This is a genomic window from Desulfurobacteriaceae bacterium (genome assembly GCA_039832905.1).
In the GTDB taxonomy this organism is placed as follows: Bacteria; Aquificota; Aquificia; order Desulfurobacteriales; family Desulfurobacteriaceae; genus Desulfurobacterium.
The window spans coordinates 1-4,095 of the sequence record JBDOLX010000008.1 but is presented as its reverse complement, the minus strand read 5'-3'; the positions used below and the strand labels follow the sequence as shown (position 1 = coordinate 4,095).

Sequence of the window (4,095 nt, the reverse complement as noted above, 5' to 3'; positions counted from 1 at the left end):
ATTGTATGCAGCAATAGGTATATTAAAGTTCTCCCTTATTTTAGAGATAATATCCAAATATGATAATGCAGGTTTTACCATAACTATATCTGCCCCTTCCTCTATATCAAATTGGACTTCCCTTAAAGCTTCTCTAGAGTTTGATACATCCATTTGATAACTTCTCCTATCTCCGAAAGCTGGCGAGGATTGGGCGGCATCTCTAAATGGTCCATAAAATGCCGATGAATACTTAGCAGAATAAGACATTATAGGAATATGTTTAAATCCATTTTTATCTAATGCTTCCCTTATTGCTTTAACCATTCCATCTATCATTCCTGAAGGAGCTACCATATCCGCACCAGCCTTAGCGTGGGAAACCACCTGCTTTTTGAGGTTTTCCAATGTTACATCGTTATCTACATCACCATCTTTTAATACTCCACAATGTCCGTGGCTAGTGTATTCACAAAAACAAACGTCGGTAATAACTACAATGTCTTTAACCTCTTCTTTTATCTTTCTAACTGCCCTTTGGATGATTCCTTCATCAGAGTATGAATCTGACCCTACTTCGTCTTTATGGGCGGGAATACCGAAGAGAATAACGGCAGGAATTCCAAGCTCTTTGACCTCGTTTACTTCCTCAGGAAGCCTATCTATTGAGTACCTAAACTGTCCAGGCATTGATGGTATTTCTTCCTTTACTCCTTCACCTTCAACGACAAATATTGGATATATGAAATCGTTAACAGAAAGTTCTGTTTCTCTTATCATCCTTCTGAGGTTTTCATTTCTTCTAAGACGCCTTAATCTAAGCTCTGGAAATTTTCCCGTAAGCATTATGTCCTCCTATCTGAACGTTTTGAGAATTAAGTCCACAATACCGTTAAGAGTATACTCCTCTGGAAGCTTAAAAACTGGAAAGCCAGCTTTTTCTATCGCTTTTTGGGTAACATGTCCAATTGGGATCAATTTTGAAGAGTTTAAGGCTTCCTTTCCTTTTTCTCCTGTAAGTTCTAAAAAAGCTTTAAGATTTGAGGGACTGGTAAAAGCAAAAAGGTCAAAACCTTTTTCTATTTCCATGTTAAGTTTATCTCTTACATTTTCATCTATGACAGTTTCGTAAACTACAATCTCTTTAACCCTAAAACCCTGAGATTCTAAAAATTCAGAAACCACCTTCCTTGCTACTTTGGGTCTAACAATTAAAAATTTTTTGTTCTTTAGTTCTTTTAAACCAAGTTCTTTTAAAAGTTCAACAACGCCTTCTCCACTAAAGTTTTGGGGAATTAGAGGGGAAATCCCTATTCTTTTTAGCTTTTCGGCTGTAGAAGATCCTACCGCTATAAAGGTAGCTTTTTTTGTCTCCTCTTTTGGAACTACTGAAAAAAAGTGTTTTACGCCGTTTTTACTTGAGATAATGATAAAATCTGGAGAAAAATCAATTACTTCCTCTTTTGAGAAAGGAATAGGTTTTGTTTCAATTAGAGGAAAAGCAACTACCTCAAATCCTTTGTTCTCAAGTTGTTTTAAAAGCTCTTCACTTAAACTACTTGAAATGAAAACTCTCATTGGCACTTCATAAGTTCGTCGAGAAGCTTTTTTCCACCAGCATCTAGAAGTCTCTGAGCTACTCCTACTCCTACAGAGTCTGCCTCTTCTAAACTATTAACTTCAAATACTCCTTCTTCCTTATAGAAGAACTTTCCTTCAAGGTCTGAAATGAAAGCTCTGACATGAACTCTATTTTCTACAACAACGGCATAACAGCCAAGAGGAACTTGACATCCTCCTTCAACTGTTCTTAGGAATGCTCTTTCTACAGTTGCTGCTATTTCTGACTCAAAAGAGTTTATAGCTTCTCTAACAATCTTTTCTATTTCTTCATCTTCGCATCTTCCTTCAATTCCCAAGATACCTTGTGAAACAGAAGGTATCATTTTCTCAGGGGAAATTATTTCATCTATCTCATCTTCCCATCCAAGCCTCTTCACTCCAGCAGCAGCAAGGATTATAGCATCATACTCACCTTCTTTTAACTTTCTGATCCTCGTATCAACGTTCCCTCTTAAATCTTTTATGACCAAATCGGGTCTTAAAATTTTTAGCTGAGCTTTTCTTCTTAAAGAACTTGTTCCTACAGTTGCACCTTTGGGTAAGGTTTCAAGAGTGTATTTTCCGCAAGAAAGAAGGGCATCTCTTGGGTCTTCTCTATCTGAATATGCTATAAGCTTTAAACCTTCCGGAAGCTTAGTTGGAACGTCCTTTAAACTATGAACTGCTATGTCAACTTCTCCTCTTAGCATTGCCTCTTCTATCTCTTTAGTGAAGAGTCCTTTGTCTCCTATCTTTGCCAGTGGAACGTCTAAAATTTTGTCCCCTTTAGTTGTTATTTTCACAAGCTCAACTTTAACATCTGGAAACTTTTTCTCTATCTGTTCTTTTACCCATTCCGACTGCCAGAGGGCTAACTTACTTTTCCTTGTTCCAATCCTTATTTTCATCGCTTTACTCCTTTGAAAGTCCAAATATTTCTCTAAAGAACTGAACAACGTAATTTGTTTCTTCTTCTGTTGCTTTTTTCTTAACACTTGTAATTGGCTGATGAAGGAGTTTGTTTATTATTACTCTTGTAAGGTTTTCTACTTCTTGAAGTTGCTCTTCGTTTAAGTTTAACTTTGCAAGCCTCTTTTGAATTTCTTCTTTTCGTATGGTTTCTGCCTTTTCTTTCAGTTCAGCAATAAGTGGAGCAATTTCAAGTTCTTTTAGCCACTTTGTGAACCTTTCTACTTGTTCTTCTATTATTTCTTTCGCAACTTCTGCTGCCCTTTCTCTTTCTTTTAAATTTGCTTTTACAACTTCGTTAAGATCATCAATGTCGTAAACGTAAAGTCCTTCAACCTCGTTTAAGGCTGGGTCTATGTCTCTTGGGACTGCAATATCTATTAGAAACATTGGAGAGCTTCTCTTTTTAACTGCAGGGATAACGTTTTCCTTTGTAAGAACGTATCCGGGAGCTCCCGTTGAGCTTATAACTATGTCTGCCAGTGGCAGCACTTTTTCCAGTTCGTTCAGAGAAAAAGCCTCTCCTCCAAACTCTTTTGCAAGTTTTTCTGCCCTTTCAAGAGTTCTATTAACGACAAAAACTTTTGAAGCACCGTTTGAAACAAGGTGTTTTACGGCAAGTTCTGCCATTTCACCGGCACCAATTATTGCAACCTTTTTTCCTGATAGGTTCCCAAATATTTTTTTAGCAAGCTCTACAGCTGCGAAACTTATAGAAACTGCGTTTTTTGAAATTCCAGTTTCTGTTCTTACTCTTTTTGAGACTTTAAGGGCTGTTTGGCAGAATCTATCCATTACAGTTCCTATTGTTCCAAGTTCTTTCGCTATCTGGTATGCATCCTTAAATTGACCAACTATTTGTGGTTCACCGATTACCATAGAGTCAAGGCTTGAAGCAACAAAGAATCCGTGTCTTACAGCCTCTTTCTGTTCTTTTTTATAGAAAAACTTGTTTATTTCATCTAAGCTAGCATTTTTTGTATCTACGAGGAAGTCGTAAACCTCTTTAAAGGGGTTTGGGGCTCTTGAGGTGAAGTAAATTTCTACCCTATTGCAGGTAGAAAGAATCATACACTCTTCAATGGAGGAAAGGGTATTCAGCTTTAGAAGGGAGTTCTCTAACTCTTCCCCCTTGAAAGCATATTTTTCTCTTATTTCTACTGGAGCAGTTTTGTGGTTCACTCCCAAACAACAAATTTTTAGTTCTTTCATATCTACCCCTTAAAAGAGTGGACATCTTTAGAAGAAAAGAAATTAATACCTACAAAGTTTAACATTATTATTACAAAACCAAGTATTGACATGTAGCAAAGCCTTTTACCTTTAAAGCTTTTATAAATGTAAAGATGAATAATTCCTGCGTATACAAACCAAGTAATCAAAGTTGCTATCTCCTTAGGGTTCCATGACCAATAGGTTCCAAAAACTTTACTTGACCAAAGAGCTCCTGCAAACATGGATATGGTTATGAAAGTAAAACCTACCGTTAAAGAGTGGTAAATAACCGATTCAAGAAGAGTTAAAGAAGGAGTTTTGTGATAAAAG

Annotated in this window: 5 protein-coding genes; all 5 read right to left on the bottom strand. The window is 36.7% G+C overall.

The window, feature by feature from the left end; all coding sequences use genetic code 11:
* Positions 1-825: porphobilinogen synthase (gene hemB / locus ABGX27_00275; GenBank protein ID MEO2067935.1), on the bottom strand; the 825-nt coding region annotated here is incomplete at its 3' end.
* A gap of 9 nt (positions 826-834) precedes the next feature.
* Positions 835-1,557, bottom strand: coding sequence for a uroporphyrinogen-III synthase (locus tag ABGX27_00270; GenBank protein ID MEO2067934.1), 723 nt, complete (start codon positions 1,555-1,557; stop codon positions 835-837).
* Complete coding sequence (gene hemC / locus ABGX27_00265) at positions 1,554-2,489, bottom strand: hydroxymethylbilane synthase (protein MEO2067933.1); 936 nt, start codon at positions 2,487-2,489, stop codon at positions 1,554-1,556. The genes ABGX27_00270 and hemC overlap by 4 nt, the downstream gene beginning before the upstream one ends.
* A gap of 4 nt (positions 2,490-2,493) precedes the next feature.
* Positions 2,494-3,762, bottom strand: a complete 1,269-nt coding sequence (gene hemA / locus ABGX27_00260) for a glutamyl-tRNA reductase (GenBank protein ID MEO2067932.1) — start codon at positions 3,760-3,762, stop codon at positions 2,494-2,496.
* A 2-nt stretch (positions 3,763-3,764) separates the two neighbouring features.
* The coding region (gene ccsA, locus ABGX27_00255) for a cytochrome c biogenesis protein CcsA (GenBank protein MEO2067931.1) at positions 3,765-4,095 on the bottom strand (331 nt) is incomplete at its 5' end.

Excerpts from the sequence above, each read along its gene's own strand:
- hemC (MEO2067933.1), bottom strand. The coding sequence starts at position 2,489 with ATGAAAATAAGGATTGGAACAAGGAAAAGTAAGTTAGCCCTCTGGCAG.
- hemA (MEO2067932.1), bottom strand. The coding sequence starts at position 3,762 with ATGAAAGAACTAAAAATTTGTTGTTTGGGAGTGAACCACAAAACTGCT.
- ABGX27_00270 (MEO2067934.1), bottom strand. The coding sequence starts at position 1,557 with ATGAGAGTTTTCATTTCAAGTAGTTTAAGTGAAGAGCTTTTAAAACAA.